13 protein-coding genes are annotated in these 14,481 nt (G+C 73.5%); 10 read left to right on the forward strand and 3 right to left on the reverse strand.

Annotated elements, in window-relative coordinates; genetic code table 11:
- Nucleotides 1-54: 54 nt before the first annotated feature.
- Nucleotides 55-954: a pentapeptide repeat-containing protein gene (locus tag GA0070608_RS24430; protein WP_091630816.1), complete on the reverse strand. Its 900-nt coding sequence runs from the start codon at nucleotides 952-954 to the stop codon at nucleotides 55-57.
- A gap of 236 nt (nucleotides 955-1,190) precedes the next feature.
- On the opposite strand from GA0070608_RS24430, the gene GA0070608_RS24435 reads away from it, so the two are divergent.
- The 7 genes from GA0070608_RS24435 to GA0070608_RS24465 all read left to right on the forward strand — a co-directional run bounded on the left by GA0070608_RS24435 (nucleotide 1,191) and on the right by GA0070608_RS24465 (nucleotide 10,332).
- The gene (locus GA0070608_RS24435; protein ID WP_091630817.1) at nucleotides 1,191-3,983 is read left to right on the forward strand and encodes a beta propeller repeat protein; all 2,793 of its coding nucleotides are present in this window, start codon (nucleotides 1,191-1,193) and stop codon (nucleotides 3,981-3,983) included.
- A gap of 26 nt (nucleotides 3,984-4,009) precedes the next feature.
- On the forward strand, nucleotides 4,010-4,864 hold the full coding sequence (locus GA0070608_RS24440; protein ID WP_091630818.1) for a carbohydrate ABC transporter permease: 855 nt from the start codon (nucleotides 4,010-4,012) through the stop codon (nucleotides 4,862-4,864).
- A 26-nt stretch (nucleotides 4,865-4,890) separates the two neighbouring features.
- Complete coding sequence (locus GA0070608_RS24445) at nucleotides 4,891-6,213, forward strand: ABC transporter substrate-binding protein (protein ID WP_091636058.1); 1,323 nt, start codon at nucleotides 4,891-4,893, stop codon at nucleotides 6,211-6,213.
- On the forward strand, nucleotides 6,210-7,259 hold the full coding sequence (locus GA0070608_RS24450; RefSeq protein ID WP_091630819.1) for an ABC transporter ATP-binding protein: 1,050 nt from the start codon (nucleotides 6,210-6,212) through the stop codon (nucleotides 7,257-7,259). The genes GA0070608_RS24445 and GA0070608_RS24450 overlap by 4 nt, the downstream gene beginning before the upstream one ends.
- Nucleotides 7,260-7,297: 38 nt before the next feature.
- Entirely contained in the window at nucleotides 7,298-8,167 is an 870-nt protein-coding gene (locus GA0070608_RS24455) for a carbohydrate ABC transporter permease (RefSeq protein WP_091636062.1), read from the forward strand.
- 100 nt (nucleotides 8,168-8,267) lie between these two features.
- Nucleotides 8,268-8,885: a GNAT family N-acetyltransferase gene (locus GA0070608_RS24460; protein ID WP_091636066.1), complete on the forward strand. Its 618-nt coding sequence runs from the start codon at nucleotides 8,268-8,270 to the stop codon at nucleotides 8,883-8,885.
- A gap of 28 nt (nucleotides 8,886-8,913) precedes the next feature.
- Nucleotides 8,914-10,332 (forward strand): RtcB family protein, encoded by a 1,419-nt coding sequence (locus tag GA0070608_RS24465; protein WP_091630820.1) that lies wholly within the window; start codon nucleotides 8,914-8,916, stop codon nucleotides 10,330-10,332.
- An 8-nt stretch (nucleotides 10,333-10,340) separates the two neighbouring features.
- On the opposite strand, the gene GA0070608_RS24470 is transcribed toward GA0070608_RS24465, so the two are convergent.
- A complete protein-coding gene (locus tag GA0070608_RS24470; RefSeq protein ID WP_091630821.1) occupies nucleotides 10,341-10,772 on the reverse strand; it encodes an archease in 432 nt (143 codons plus the stop codon).
- A gap of 40 nt (nucleotides 10,773-10,812) precedes the next feature.
- Entirely contained in the window at nucleotides 10,813-12,432 is a 1,620-nt protein-coding gene (locus tag GA0070608_RS34030) for an LLM class flavin-dependent oxidoreductase (protein WP_091630822.1), read from the reverse strand.
- 128 nt (nucleotides 12,433-12,560) lie between these two features.
- Between GA0070608_RS34030 and GA0070608_RS24480 the strand changes: the two genes are divergently transcribed.
- The 3 genes from GA0070608_RS24480 (at nucleotide 12,561) to ygiD (ending at nucleotide 14,454) form a co-directional block, all read left to right on the forward strand.
- A complete protein-coding gene (locus GA0070608_RS24480; RefSeq protein WP_091630823.1) occupies nucleotides 12,561-13,163 on the forward strand; it encodes an MBL fold metallo-hydrolase in 603 nt (200 codons plus the stop codon).
- 75 nt (nucleotides 13,164-13,238) lie between these two features.
- Nucleotides 13,239-13,457: a hypothetical protein gene (locus GA0070608_RS24485; protein ID WP_091630824.1), complete on the forward strand. Its 219-nt coding sequence runs from the start codon at nucleotides 13,239-13,241 to the stop codon at nucleotides 13,455-13,457.
- 127 nt (nucleotides 13,458-13,584) lie between these two features.
- Nucleotides 13,585-14,454 (forward strand): 4,5-DOPA-extradiol-dioxygenase, encoded by an 870-nt coding sequence (gene ygiD / locus GA0070608_RS24490; RefSeq protein ID WP_245715924.1) that lies wholly within the window; start codon nucleotides 13,585-13,587, stop codon nucleotides 14,452-14,454.
- Nucleotides 14,455-14,481 lie beyond the last annotated feature (27 nt).

The following is a 14,481-nucleotide window of genomic DNA, read 5'->3' on the forward strand; positions in this document are numbered from 1 at the left end:
AGGGAGGGCGGGAGGGGTGGTGCGGAGGGAGGGGGTGGGTCGGGGACGGGTGGGTCAGCGGTGGTGTGGTGGGTGGGTGGGGCGGGTGGGGGAGCGTGGGGCGCGACGTCGTGGGGTGAGCGACAGCGGTGACCAGTGCCCGGGGCGCGTCCGGCCGGGCGGCAGAGCGGTGTGCCGGTCGCCCCGGGCCGCGTCGAGCTGCGACTGGTGCAGGAACAGGCTGGCGGAGAGGTCCGCGCCGCGCAGGTCGGCCCCGCGCAGGTCGGCGCCGGTCAGGTCGGCCAGGCCGAGGTCGACGCCGCGCAGGTCGGCGCCGATCAGCAGCGCCCCGCGCAGGTTCGCCCGGCGCAGATCGGCCCGGCGCAGGTCGACGCCGAAAAGTTGGGCGCCCCGCCGGTCCGCGCCGGGCCGGCCGCCCCGGGCCCGGGCCGCGTCCCCGGCGCGGGACAGCAACGGGTTGACCCGTCCCCGGTACGCGTCCACGTCGAGCGCCAGCAGCGTCTGCGCGGGCTCGCGGGTCAGCCGTCCGGTCTCGTGGAGCGCGCCGGACAACTCGTCGCGCAGCGGCTGCGGCGGGCGGGATGCGAGCGCCTCGGTCAGGTACCAGAGCAGTTCGTGCAGCGGTCGCATCACCGCGAACGTGTCGAACATGTTCGTCGCCGTCTCCGGTGCGTCGCGCCAGTCCCGCCCGCCGAAGGTGAGCTGGGCCACCCGCTGCCCGGCGCCGAAGCAGTCGAAGACGGTGCAGCCGGGAAAACCCCGGTCGCGCAGGTCGGCGTGGATGCCGCAGCGCGAGTCGGCCCGCAGGTTCGGGCAGGGCTGGCCGGCGGGCTTGTCGATGGCGAAGTCAGCCGACGCGGAGAAGGCGGGGGCGACGCAGCAGAGCCCGAAGCACCGGGCGCAGTCGGCACGCAGTCCGTCCGCTGACGAGGTCGCCTCGGGGGTTTCCGACACGCTGACCGTTCTCCTGCCGATGGGGGTCCCGCCGGCGGCGTCGCGGGCGGAGGCTCACATTGTCCCGCCGCCGTACCGGTCAGCGGGCAGCGGGAGTCATCCAGCGATCCCGATCCATGCGGGGGATTGTCGGCGTCGATGCGTTCTGTCATTCTCCAGCGTGGATGCCGCCAGTGACGGTCGCCGATCCAGAGGGCCGTGCCGTGGTGGCGCCTTCATCTGCCGGAGGGACGCTCGTGAAGCGTAGACGCCGCCATCTGCTCGCAGGACTGGCGGTCGGTGCCCTGGTGGTATCGACCGGTCTCGTCGGAATCCACTTCGCCGGCGCCGAGGTGCCGGTCCCCGCCGCCGCGGCCGGCGACGGGGAGATGCCGGGGGCGCTCGGCGCCCACATGGAGCGGCTGCGCCAGGCCGTGCCGGGCAGCGACGGCATGTCGCCGGACGGGCCCGGCAACGCCGCGCAGCAGGAGTTCCTGGAGCGTGCCTACCCGGCCAACACGATCAGCATCGCCCAGATCGACCGGTCCAAGTCGGCGTACTCGGCTGCCGAGCGGCGCGCCGGCGGTAGCCGTGGCTGGACCAACATCGGCCCCAGCGAGGCGCTCTACCCGTTCACCGAGTTCCGCAACGCCTCGAACTACGTGCCGAACGCGTACGTGGCGGGTGGCCGGGTGACCTCCATCGACATCGCGCCGGACTGCAACGCCCTGCTCTGCCGGGCGTACGTCACGCCGGCCGGCGGCGGCGTCTGGGGCACCCTGAACGTCCTCGCCGCCGAGCCGAAGTGGTTCTACCTGGGCGGGCCGCTGGGCATCAACGCGGCCGGCTCGGTCAAGATCGACCGTAACGACAAGACCGGCCTGACCATCTACGTCGGCACCGGCGAGGCGAACACCTGCGCCTCCGGCTGCGTCGCCGGCGTCGGCCTGTACAAGTCGACCAACGGCGGCGTCACCTGGAAGGGCCCGCTCGGCAAGGACGCCCTCGCCGGCAAGGGCATCGGCGAGATCACCATCAAGCCCGGCGACCCGAGGACGCTCTACGTCGCCACCACCACCGCCCTGCGCGGCATGTCCGGCGCCTGCTGCACCGGCGTCACCCGGCCGGTGCCCGACGCCGAGAAGTGGGGCCTCTACAAGTCCACCGACGGCGGCGCGAACTGGCGGTTCATCCACAACGGCTCGGCCGACGCGACCCAGTGCACCGGCAGCGCCGCCGAATACGGCAACACCACCACCTGCTCGCCGCGCGGCGTGCGCTACGTCAAGCTCGACCCGCGTGACGCGAACACCGTCTACGCCTCCTCGTACGCCCGAGGGGTCTGGCGCTCCGCGGACGGCGGCGCCACCTGGACGCAGATCAAGCCCTCACTGAACCCGGCCGTCTTCCAGACCCGGGCCGCGATCGACGTGACCGCCCTGCCCAACGGCAAGACCCGGATGTACGTCTACGAGGGCAACCTCGGCAACCCGTACTCGCGGCTGTTGCGCAGCGACGACGTGGCCGGCGGCGTCCCCGCGTTCACCGACCTGAGCAGCGCCAACCCGGCCGACCCGGGGTACGCCACCTACAACCAGTGCACCGGCCAGTGCTGGTACGACGTGTTCGTGCACACCCCGGCCGGGCACCCGGACATCGTCTACACCGGCGGCTCGTACGTCTACGGCGAGACCGTCGCCCACAAGCGGGCGGTGGTCCTGTCCACCGACGCCGGCGTCAGCGGCACCGACATGACCTTCGACGGCACCGACGAGGTGCACCCCAACGGCCTGCACCCCGACCAGCACGCCCTGGTCACCAACCCGCGCAACCCGTACCAGTTCTTCGAGGCCAACGACGGCGGCGTGATGCGCTCCAGCGGCCAGTTCGTGGACCGGTCGGCCTGGTGCGACAACCCGGACCGCAACCTCGCCACCGACGCCCAGAAGAACCGCTGCCGGCAGATGCTGTCGAGGATCCCGTCGAAGCTGGACGGCATCAACAACGGCATGAACACGTTGCAGTTCATCAGCCTGTCGGCCAGCCCGCACGACCACCGCCTGCTCCAGGGCGGCACCCAGGACAACGGCACCTGGGAGAACAAGGGCGAGCGTCGGCGCTGGGTCAACACGATGATCGGTGACGGCGGCGCGTCCGGCTTCGACGTCGGCAGGCCGGAGTTCCGCTTCCACACCTTCTACGACGCCTCGCCCGAGGTGAACTTCAACAACGGTGACGTCGGCAGTTGGATCTCGATCTCCGACCCGGTCTTCGGACAGCCGGGCACCCTGTTCTACGCCCCGGTGATGAGTGACCCGAAGGTGAGCGGCACGATCTTCGCCGGCACCGCGCGCACCGTCTACCGGACGAAGACCTTCGGCCTGGGCGACCGGAGCCTGGCCGAGGCCGACCGGATCTGCAACACCTGGACCGGCACCTTCGAGGCGCAGTGCGGCGACTTCGCCCCGCTGGGCACGGTCAACCTGACCGACGCCGGGTGGGGCGACCGGGCCGGCGGCGCCGTCTCGGTCATCGAGCGGGTCGGCACCGACTCGGCCACGGCGTACGCGGCCACCAGCACCGGCCGGGTGTTCGTGTCCCGCAACGTCGACGCCGAGCCGGCGTCGGCGGTCACCTGGACGCGGATCGACACCGCCGCCACGCCGAACCGCTTCGTCACCGGCATCCACGTCGACCCGGCCGACCCGGCCCGGGCGTGGGTCTCCTACAGCGGGTTCAACTCGAACACCCCCGCCACCCTCGGGCACGCGTTCGAGGTGAAGCTGGCCGGCGCCGGCACGACCTGGACCGACCGGTCGTACGACTTCGGCGACCAGCCGATCACCGACCTGGTCCGCGACGACGTCACCGGCGACCTGTACGCGGCCACCGACTTCGGCGTGCTGCGGCTGGCCAGGGGCGCCACCAGTTGGGTCAAGGCGGCCCGTGGCATGCCGAACGTGGAGGTCGCCGGCCTGACCATCGTGCCGGGCGAGCGGGTGCTCTACGCCGCCTCGCACGGACTCGGCGCCTGGCAGCTCACCCTCTGAGGCAGGCGACCATCGGCGACAACCGGGTGCGGGGCCGTGTGCGCGGCCCCGCACCGCTGCCCGAGGCGGCCGGCCGGGTCTGGCGTACCCTCGGCGCGGCCTTCGTCCTGCTCGTCTTCGTCCCGCCGTTGCTGCTGCTGGTCTCCGGTTCGTTCACCGAGCCGGGACTGCCGCCACCGCCCACCCCGCAGCTCGTGCCGGAGCCGGTGTCCACCACCGGCTACGAGCAGGCCGTCGAGCTGGGCGGGCTGCTGCGCGCCTCGCTCAACTCGGTCCTGGTCGCCCTGGTCGCGGTGCCGTTGAGCGTGCTCGTCGCCTCCCTGGCCGGTTTCGCGCTGGCCCGGGTGGCCCCGCGCGTCACCGGCGTCGTCGCGGCGGCCTCCCTGGTCGCGCTGATGGTGCCGGCCACGGCGCTGCTGGTGCCCCGCTTCGCGATCTTCCGGATGCTCGGCCTGACCGACACCCTGGTGCCACTGGTCGCCCCGGCGCTGCTGGGCACTTCGCCGCTCTACGTCCTGGTCTACTACCTGGCGTTCCGGGCGCTGCCGGCGGAGCTCTACGACGCCTGCCTGGTGGAGGACCTCTCACCGGCGCGCACCTGGTGGCGGGTGGCCCTCCCGCTGGTCCGCCCGGTCACCGCCGGCCTCACCGCGCTGACTTTCGTGCTCACCTGGTCGAACTTCCTCGACCCGCTGGTCTACGTGTACGACCGCGACCTGTTCACCCTGCCGCTGGCGCTGCGCTCCCTGTCGGTGCTGGACCCGACGAACTTCCCGGTGTTCCTGGCCGGCGCGGTGCTGGCCACGGTGCCGGCGCTGGCCGTCTTCGTGCTCGCCCAGCGGCGCTTCCTCCACCACGACGACCCGACGGGACGAGACTGACGATGCGACCGGGGACGGAACCGACGATGCGACCGAAGGCGTTGCTCGCGCTGCTGCTCACCGCCGTGCTGGCCGTTGCCGGCTGCGGCTCCGGCTCCGGGTCGTCCGGCGACGGGCCGGTGCGGCTGCTGGTCTTCGGCGCCCCCGAGGAACTCGCCGCCTACCGCACCCTCGTCGAGGCGTACGAGAAGGCGCGCCCCGGCTCCGACGTGCAGCTCGTCGAGGCCAGTGACCGCAAGGACCTGTTGGCCCGGCTGGCCACCTCGGTGGCCGGCGGCGCCCCGCCGGACCTGTTCCTGATGAACTACCGCTTCTACGGCCAGTTCGCCGCCAAGGACGTCATCGAGCCGCTGGACGACCGCCTGGCCGCCTCCCAGGCCGTCGACCCGGCCGACTACTACCCGGTGGCGTGGGACGCCTTCCGGTGGAAGGACCGGCAGCTCTGCCTGCCGCAGAACGTCTCCAGCCTGGCCGTCTACTACAACCGCACCCTGTTCGCGAAGTACGGCGTGCCCGAGCCGAGGGCCGGCTGGACCTGGAACGACCTGCTCACCACCGCGACCGCGATGACCCGCGACTCCCGCGGCGTGGTCGTCAAGGCCACCGAGAGCGAGGGCGCGGCCCTGCGTCCGGCCGTGCACGGACTCGGCGTCGAGCCGTCGATCATCCGGCTCGCCCCGTTCGTCTGGTCGGCCGGCGGCGAGATCGTCGACGACCCGGCGAAGCCGACCCGGCTGACCCTGGACACCCCGGCCGCCCGGGAGGCGCTGAAGAACCTCGTCGACCTGCGGCTGGCGTACGGGGTGGTGCCCACTGACGAGGAGGTGGAGGCCGAGGACGACGAGTCGCGCTTCGCCAACGGGCGGCTGGCGATGCTGATGAGTTCCCGCCGGTCCACCACCACGTTCCGCTCGATCACCGGCTTCGAGTGGGACGTCGCGCCGCTGCCCGTCTACCGGGAGCAGGTCGGGGTGTTGCACTCCGACGCGTACTGCATGACCCGGGGCGCGAAGCGCAAGGACGCCGCGTGGCGGTTCCTGGAGTTCGCCATCGCCGAGGAGGGCCAGCGGATCATCGCGGCCACCGGCCGCACCGTCCCGTCCCACATCGGGGTCTCGCAGTCGCCGGCCTTCCTCGGGCCCGCCCAGCCGCCGCGCAGCGCGAAGGTCTTCCTCGACGCCATCCCCACCGTCCGGACGCTGCCCACCGTCTCCACCTGGCCGGAGATCGAGGACGTCACCTACGGCATCCTGGAGAACGCCATGCACCGGGGCGACCGGCTCGACGACGTCATCCGCGACCTCGACCGGCAGACCCGTCCGATCTTCGCCCGCGGTGAGCACGGGTGAGCGGGTCCGGCCTCGCCCTGGCCGGCGTCTCGGCCGCGTACCGCGGGTCGACGGTGCTGCACGAGGTGGATCTGACCGTCGCCCGGGGCGAGTTGCTGGTGGTGCTCGGCCCGTCGGGGGCCGGCAAGTCGACCGTGCTGCGGGTCGTCGCCGGCCTGGAGCCGGTCACCGCCGGCCGGATCCGCATCGCCGGCCGGGACGTCACCGCCGAACGTCCCGGCCGGCGCAACGTGTCAATGGTCTTCCAGTCGTACGCGCTCTTCCCACACCTGACCGTCGTGGAGAACATCGCCTTCGGCCTGGAGGTGCGCGACACCCCCCGCCCGGTGGCCCGGGAGCGGGCCCGGGCGGCGGCGGAGACCGTCGGCTGCGACACCCTGCTGGACCGGCGGCCCGGGCAGCTCTCCGGCGGCGAACGGCAGCGGGTGGCGCTGGCCCGGGCGTTGGTCCGCGAGCCGGACGTGTTCCTGCTCGACGAGCCGCTCTCCAACCTGGACCTGGCGCTGCGGGTGCAGATGCGCGCCGAACTGCGGGCCCTGCACGACCGGCTGGGCGCGACGATGGTGCACGTCACCCACGACCAGACCGAGGCGCTGGTGCTCGCCGACCGGATCGCCGTGCTGCGCGACGGGCGCATCGAGCAGGTCGGCACCCCCGACGAGATCTGGCGCACCCCGGCCACCACCTTCGTCGCCCGCTTCGTCGGCTCCCCGGCGATGAACCTGCTCCCCGCGCACGGACCGGTGCGGCCCACGGGCACGGCACCGCCCGGGGCGACCGTCACGGAATCCGGCCGGCTGGAGATCGGCTTCCGGCCCGAGGCGGTCACCCTGGGCCCGGCCGACGGCGCGGAGGCCAGCGTCGACCGGGTCGAGGTGGTCGGCGAGGACGCGTACGCGTACCTGACCGTCGCCGGTGGGCACTCCGTCGTCGCCCGGGTGCCCGCCGTCCGCCGACCCGAGCGTGGCGCGGCGCTACGCGTCGGCGTGCGCTGGCGCGACGTGCACGTCTTCCACTCCGGATCCGGCCGCCGGTACGCCCCGTGACGGCCACGGACCGCCGTTCGCGCCGGCAGTTGGCGCTGATGCTGGCGCCGTACCTGGTCGGTCTCGTCGGGCTGGTGCTGCTGCCCGCCGCTGTGACACTGGCGCTGGCCTTCACCGAGTACGACCTGCTGCGCCCGCCACGCTGGGTGGGGCTGGACAACTTCGCGGCGCTCCTGGCCGACCCGGTGTTCCGGGTGTCGCTGACCAACTCACTGGTCTTCGCGCTGGTGGCCGTACCGCTGCGGGTGCTCTTCGCCCTCGGCCTGGCGCTGCTGCTGCACCGGCGTGCGGTCGGCGTCGGCAGCGCCCGCACCGCGGCGGTGCTGCCGACCGCGGTGCCGGAGATCGCCTACGGGCTGCTCTGGCTGTGGCTGCTCAACCCGCTGTACGGCCCGGTCAACCAGCTGCTTCGCACCGGTGGCGAGAACGGCCTGACCGCGCTGGGACGCACCCCGCCGCAGTGGCTCACCGATCCGACCGACGCCCGCGCGGCGATCATTCTGATGAGCCTCTTCACCATCGGGGAGACCTTCGTGGTGCTGCTGGCCGCCCGCCGCGCGCTGCCCCGCGACGTCTACGAGATGGCGGCGATCGAGGACGCCACCGGCTGGGACGTGTTCCGACGGGTCACGCTGCCGCTGATGGCGCCGGTGCTCGGGCTGCTGGCGGTGCGCGACGCCATTCAGAGCCTGCACTTCTCCTTCGTGCCGGCCTTCGTGGTCACCGACGGCGGCCCGCCCCCGTACGCCACCACCTACCTGTCGCTGTTCGTCTACCGCACCGGCTTCGAGTATCTGCGCTACGGCTACGCCGCCGCCGCGACCCTGGTGATGATCCTGCTGACCGTGGCGGCGGTGCTGGTGCAGTGGCGGCTGATCCGCCGCTACCGGGCCTTCTACCGGCTGTGAGAACCCCGGTCCGGCCCCGATATTCGCGGGCACCGGTCCCGGGCGCCGTGACATGATCACGCACTGCGCCGACCGGGTGGCGGTGCGCGAGGAGGTCGGCATGGAGTTCGAGGTACGCCGGATCGGGCCGGAGTCGACCGCCGAGGCGGCTGCCGTGCTCGCCGACGCTTTCGACGGGTACCCGTGGATGGCCTGGACGGTGGCGGCCGACCGGCACCGGGAGCGGCTGGAGGCGATGTTCACCGGCACCGTCGACGCCGTCGGCCTGCCCTACGGGGACGTCTGGGCGGCGGTGGACCCCGACGGCCGCCCGGCTGCGGTGGCGGTCTGGCTGCGTCCGGACCGGCCGGTGCCGGACGAGCTCTGGGCCGGGGTCGAGGCGCGCAACGCGGAGCTGGCCGGCGACCGCTACCCGGCGATGCGGGCCGCCGAGGCGGCCTGCGCCTCGCTGCGCTCGGCCGAGCCGGCGTTCCTGCTCGCCACCGTCGGCGTGCGCCGCGCCGACCAGGGGCGAGGGCTGGGCGCCCGGGTGCTGGGGCCCGGCCTGGTCGAGGCGGACCGCGCCGGCCTGCCGGCGGTGCTGGAGACGACGTCGGAGCCGAACGTGCGGTTCTACCGGCGGCTTGGTTTCGCGGTGACCGGCCAGGTCCAGGTGCCCAACGGGGGTCCCCTGGTGTGGGCGATGCGCCGTCCGACCGCCGCCGGCGAGCGGGTGTAAGGGCCGCCGGCCCGGGTAGCCGCCGGGGATGGAGCTGGTCGAGGAGTCGCCGTACCGCTTCCGGATCGACCGGCACGACCCGATGCGGGTGCCGGGGGTGGTCTTCGCGTCCCGGTCCCTGCTGCCCGACGCCGGGGAGGACAAGGCGCTGGAGCAGGTCGCGAACGTCGCCACGCTGCCCGGCATCGTCGACGCCTCGTACGCCATGCCGGACGTGCACTGGGGCTACGGGTTCCCGATCGGCGGCGTGGCCGCCACCGACGTCGCGCACGGCGGCGTGGTCTCGCCCGGCGGGGTGGGCTTCGACATCTCCTGCGGCGTCCGGCTGCTCGCCGCCGACCTGGACCGCGACGGGCTGCGGCCCCGGCTGGACGCGCTGATGGACGGCCTGGGCGAGGCCACCCCGAGAGGGATGGGCAAGGGCGCGGTGTGGCACCTGTCGACCCGTGCGGAACTCGACGCGGTGCTGCGCGGCGGTTCCCGGTACGCCGTCGAGCGCGGCTTCGGCGTCGAACGGGACCTGCACCGCTGCGAGGACACCGGCGCCGTCGACGACGCCGATCCGGCGCAGGTCAGCGAGCGGGCGATCGAGCGCGGCGCCCGGCAGGTCGGCAGCCTCGGCTCCGGCAACCACTTCCTGGAGGTGCAGGCCGTCGAGGAGGTCTACGACGACACCGCGGCGACCGCCTTCGGGCTGCGCCCCGGCCAGGTCTGCGTGATGGTCCACTGCGGGTCCCGGGGGCTGGGCCACCAGATCTGCACCGACCATGTGCGCACGATGGAGAAGGTGATGGACCGGTACGGCATCCACGTGCCGGACCGCCAGCTCGCCTGCGCCCCGGTCGCTTCCCACGAGGGCCGCGCCTACCTGGGCGCGATGGCCGCTGCCGCCAACTACGCCCGGGCGAACCGGCAGCTGCTGGCCGACGCCGCCCGGAAGGTCTTCGCCCGGGTCACCGGCAGCCGGCTGGACCTGGTCTACGACATCTCGCACAACCTCGCGAAGATCGAGACGCACGACGTCGACGGCGAGCGGCGCGCGCTGTGCGTGCACCGCAAGGGCGCCACCCGCGCGTTGCCGCCCGGACACGACGACCTGCCCGACGACCTGCGGGACGTGGGCCAGCCGGTGCTGATCCCCGGCTCCATGGGCACCGGCTCGTACGTGCTCACCGGCGTGCCGGGGGCACCCGCGTTCGCCTCCACCTGTCACGGGGCCGGGCGGGTGCAGAGCCGCAAGCAGGCCGTGCGCTCGGAGCACGGGCTGGACCCGCGCGCCCAGTTGAAGGCGCGGGACATCGCGGTGCGGGGCGCGTCCCGGCGCGGCCTGGCCGAGGAGATGCCGGCGGCGTACAAGGACGTCTCGGCGGTGGTGGCCGCCGCCGAGAGGGCCGGGCTGTGCCGGCGGGTGGCCCGGCTGGTGCCGCTCGGCGTGGTGAAGGGCTGAGCGGCGGCTCACACGTCCAGCGTCACCGCGCAGGACCAGCCCTCGCCGTCGCCAGAGCCGAAGCGCAGCTCGTGCAGGGAGACGGCCTTCGGCACCGCGCCGACCAGCTCGACGGCGTCGGTGTCCGCCGTGCGCCAGCGCACCACAAGCCCGCCCGCGCCGTCGTCGGCCACGTCGGTGTGCAGCGGCAGTTCGCCCGCCGTCTCCATCCGGAAGATCACCTCGTCGAGTACGCCCACCAGCAGGTCCGCGTCGTCGCCGGCCGGCGCGCGGAACTCCCGCTGCGGGCCCGGGGACGCCCCGGCCGGGTCGACGAACGTGCCGACCAGCGCGGCGACCGCCTCGGCGACGCACTCCTCCCGGGTGGGCGCCCACGCCTCGAAGCGGACGTCGGCGGTGTGCGGCAGGCGGCGGTGCCCCCGCCCGGGTCGTCGCTGCATGCCCCGATCCTCCGGCACCCGGCGCCGCGCGACGGCGGGTTCAGTTCAGGCCGAGCCGGGCGATGGGCTCGACGAGCTCGCGTTCCTCGTAGGCGAGGTGGGACAGCAGCGTGTCGCTGAGCAGGTCGACCGCCGCACGGAGCTCGGCCATCCCGTCGGAGACGGAGACGAACGCGACGAGGGCGCGGTCGACCCGTTCCAGGACGTCGTGGATCGCGTGGTGCTCCTGTTCCAGCCGGTCCAGCACCGGGGCGAGGCGGGCATCACCGTGCCGCAGGTGCGGGAAGATCCCCCGATCCTCCAGGGTGTGGTGGGTGGTGACCGCCCGGCAGTACGACTCGCAGTACGTGCCCAGGGTCCACTTGTTCTGCCGAATGGTCATGGTGTTGATGTGTGAGCGGGCCGTCCCCGCGTCGACCAGCCCGGCACCCACCTGCTCGACCAGGTCGTACAGCCGGGTCAGTTCGGCGCGCAGGCCGTCGTGCACGTCGACGAGGTGCTGGGCGCCGGCCTGGTCGTGCGGGGTGTAGGTGCGCGCGGGGTCCGGCGCGGGGCCGGTGGGCCGGGTGGTTTCGTCCCAGACCCGGATCGCGCTGCGGCGAACGCCGTCGTCGGGTGTCGGAACGACGGCGAAGGCCCCCGCCCCGGCGAGCCGGCCGGAGCCGCCCGGTGACCCCGCAGTGGCGCTCGTCGGCACGCCGGCGCGGGTCCCGCCGGGCGTGCCGCCGGTGGCCGTGCGGGCGCCACCGGTCCCGCCGGGCACGGTGTCGGCGGCGCGTTCGCCCGCCACGAGTTCGCGTACGGCGGGGGCCACCTCGGCGGCGAAGCGCCGCAGGTCCTCGGGGTCGTCGCTGCCCAGGACGAAGGTGCTGATCCCGTCGCTGAGCGCGAGGTCGGCCAGTTCCTCCGCCCACTGCTCGGCGGGCCCGTCCAGCGGTCCCCGGCCGACGGCGGCGAAGCGGCCGGTGATGTTGAGCAGGCGACGCACGTCGGCCGGGTCCCGACCGGCCTGCCGCGCGGCGTCGTCGATGATCGTGTTGCCCCGGTCGAGGTCGCCGGGTTGCAGGTAGCTCAGCGAGGGCAGCCACCCGTCGGCCCGTTGCCCGGTCAGCGCCAGCATCCGCGGCTTGTACGCGCCGAGCCAGATGCCCACGTCGTGGGCGGGCGCGGGGCCCCGCTTCGCGCCGACCACCCGGTGGAACTCGCCGTCGACCCGGACGCCGCCGCGCGCGTCGACGTCCCAGACCTGGCGGATGACGTCGATCGCCTCGGCGAGGGCCCGTACGCCCTGCCCGGGGGAGAGTCGGCGCCCGCCCATCGCCTCGATGGCCTCCCAGAACGCGCCCGCGCCCAGGCCGAGTTCCACCCGGCCGCCGCTGAGCAGGTCGAGGCTCGCCACGCTGCGGGCGAGGACGGCCGGCGGACGCAGCGGCAGGTTCGTCACGTTGGCGGCCAGCCGCACCGAGCCGGTCCGCGCCGCCACGAAGCTCATCAGCGTCCACGTGTCGAGGAACGCGGGCTGGTAGGGGTGGTCCTGGAAGGTGACCAGGTCGAACCCGACCTGCTCGGCCAGCATGGCGAGGCCCACCACCCGCCCGGGTTCGGCGTTGCCGGGCGTCAGGAACGCCCCGAAGGTCAGCGGGTGGCCGTAGTCGCTCATGTCAGCACTCCTTTCCGCTCCGCAGCCTCTCACGCGGGTCAGGGCGGTCCCTGAGCCGTCCCCGAAAACCGGCCCGGACGCCACCCGCGGGCGCGACCGGAGAGGGTGCCTGGCCGTACGGTCGGCGGGTGCGGATCACGAAGTTCACCCACTCCTGTGTCCGGCTGGAACACGACGGCGGTGTGTTGGTCATCGACCCGGGCACCTGGAGCGAGCCGCGGGCCCTGGCCGGCGCGGACGCCGTGCTGGTCACCCACGAGCACACCGACCACGTGGACGTGCTCCGGTTGGCGGGTCTCGGCGTGCCGGTCTTCGCGCCGGAGGGCGCCGTGCTGCCCGACCTGGCGCCGCTGCCCGTGACCAGGGTCGACGCCGGTCGACGGTTCACCGCTGCCGGCCTCACCGTGACCGCGCTCGGCGGCCGGCACGCCACCATCCACGGCGGCCAGCCCGACTGCGCCAACCTGGGCTACCTGGTCGGCGACGCCGTCTACCACCCGGGCGACTCCCTGCACCGACCGGACCGGCCAGTCGAGACGCTGCTGGTTCCGGCGCAGGCGTCCTGGCTGAAGCTCACCGAGGCGATCGACTTCGCCAACGCCGTCGGGGCCGAGCGGGTGTTCCCGATTCACGACGCCCAGCTCAACAATCGGGGCCTGACCAGCGTGAACGGCTGGTTCGCCGAGACGGTGCCCGGCTACCGCCACCTGACGCCGGGGGAGTCCGCCTGACCGTGCGGCGGCCCGCGGGGGCCTGCACCGCCACCGGGCGTGTCGTCCGCGGACCGACTGCTATACGGTCGATGGGTGAGGGTCGAAGAACACTGGTGGAACGGCGACACGTCCCGGCGTGGGCGTCGGGACGTTTACATCCGCACTGACGGGCAGCGTTGGGACGTGCAGGTACGGATCGGCGGTGAGTCCGGCCGCACCCGGGTGCAGGAATGCCCCGGTCGCACTTCGGCGGTCATCCTCGCCGGCGCCTGGCGTGGCAACCACCCCGCCTGGCGCGAGGTTTCCGGCTGACGGCCGCAGCCGACGCGCCAGCGGCAGCCGGCCACGAACGGTGACAGCCGGTCGTGGCCGGCGTTGACCCGGCCACTTGCATCACTGTTCGTTACGCTCGGGTCACCGTCCGTTGGGGGGTAGCAGTATGGGCAGCGAGATCGTCCCCGCGGTGATGCCGGCCGCGTTCATCGGCCACGGCAGCCCGATGAACGCGCTGGAGCTGAACCGCTACACGCAGGCATGGCGTGCCTTCGGGCGGGCGGTGCCGCGGCCCCGGGCGATCCTGGTGGTGTCGGCCCACTGGTACATCGGCGCCACCGCGGTCACCGCGATGCCCCGGCCGAGGACGATCCACGACTTCTACGGCTTCCCGCAGGAACTGTTCGACGTTCGTTACCCGGCCCCCGGCCTGCCGGAGTTGGCCGAGGAGATCAGCGACGTCGTCCATCCCACCTGGGTCGGCGCGGACGTCGACTCGTGGGGCATCGACCACGGCACCTGGTCGGTGCTCACCCACGCGTTCCCCGACGCGGACATCCCGGTAGTCCAGTTGAGCATCAACGCGCTCAAGGGCCTCGACTACCACCTGGACCTGGGCGCGCGGCTCGCCCCGTTGCGCGAGCGCGGCGTGCTCGTCGTGACCAGCGGCAACGTGGTGCACAACCTGCGCGGGGTGAATCCACGCCTGGTCGACGAGGGCTTCGACTGGGCGCGGCGGTTCGACGAGGCGGCGAAGGACGTCATGCTCGGCGAGCCGACCGAGGCGGCCACGTTGGACGCCCACCGCGACTTCGGCCTGGCCGTGCCGACGCCGGACCACTTCATCCCGCTGCTCTACCTGGCCGGCCTCGCCGGTGCCGCCGGCAACGGGTCGGAGGTGCTGGTGGACGGGTACGCCTACGGGTCGCTGTCGATGACCGCCTACACGGTGGGGTTGTCCTGCCGGACCGAGGCCCCGCTGGCTGGCGCGCCCGCCCTGCCGACCGAGGTACCGCTCGACTCCTCCAACATCTGACGGCCGCCGCCGGGATCGGCGATCGGC

Origin of the sequence: Micromonospora peucetia (genome assembly GCF_900091625.1) — a bacterium.
Taxonomy (GTDB): Bacteria; Actinomycetota; Actinomycetes; order Mycobacteriales; family Micromonosporaceae; genus Micromonospora; species Micromonospora peucetia.

Bases quoted from the DNA above. Each gene is read 5' to 3' on its own strand.
- GA0070608_RS24445 (WP_091636058.1), top strand. From the start codon at position 4,891: ATGCGACCGAAGGCGTTGCTCGCGCTGCTGCTCACCGCCGTGCTGGCC.
- ygiD (WP_245715924.1), top strand. From the start codon at position 13,585: ATGGGCAGCGAGATCGTCCCCGCGGTGATGCCGGCCGCGTTCATCGGC.
- GA0070608_RS24465 (WP_091630820.1), top strand. From the start codon at position 8,914: ATGGAGCTGGTCGAGGAGTCGCCGTACCGCTTCCGGATCGACCGGCAC.
- GA0070608_RS24455 (WP_091636062.1), top strand. From the start codon at position 7,298: ATGCTGGCGCCGTACCTGGTCGGTCTCGTCGGGCTGGTGCTGCTGCCC.
- GA0070608_RS34030 (WP_091630822.1), bottom strand. From the start codon at position 12,432: ATGAGCGACTACGGCCACCCGCTGACCTTCGGGGCGTTCCTGACGCCC.
- GA0070608_RS24460 (WP_091636066.1), top strand. From the start codon at position 8,268: ATGGAGTTCGAGGTACGCCGGATCGGGCCGGAGTCGACCGCCGAGGCG.
- GA0070608_RS24470 (WP_091630821.1), bottom strand. From the start codon at position 10,772: ATGCAGCGACGACCCGGGCGGGGGCACCGCCGCCTGCCGCACACCGCC.